The organism is Planococcus sp. RAB007_Raresut (assembly GCF_057369535.1).
On sequence record NZ_JBXYIF010000280.1, the window covers coordinates 1 to 234 of the forward strand.

At 65.4% G+C, this 234-nt stretch carries 1 protein-coding gene; it reads right to left on the bottom strand.

What is annotated here, in order from left to right; genetic code table 11:
* Nucleotide 1 precedes the first annotated feature (1 nt).
* Nucleotides 2–234, bottom strand: a 233-nt coding sequence (locus AC2Q9J_RS18540; RefSeq protein ID WP_499042205.1) for an NAD(P)-dependent oxidoreductase, incomplete at its 5' end; no start/stop codon positions are given.

The window sequence follows — 234 nt, forward strand, 5'->3', positions numbered from 1 at the left end:
GTCAATAGCCCAGATCGAGATCGAGCTGCGGCTGCACCGCTTCGCCGCGGTGCCAGCGGGCGAGGTTTTCGATGAAACGATCCGCGCTGCGCTGGAACATCTTGGTCTGCGCGCGGCCCGACAGGTGCATGGTGACCTGCGCATTCTCGAGGCCCCACAGCGGATGATCCTCGGGTAGCGGTTCGGGGTCGGTGACGTCGAGCAGCGCGCCCTCGATCTTGTTGTCCCGAAGCG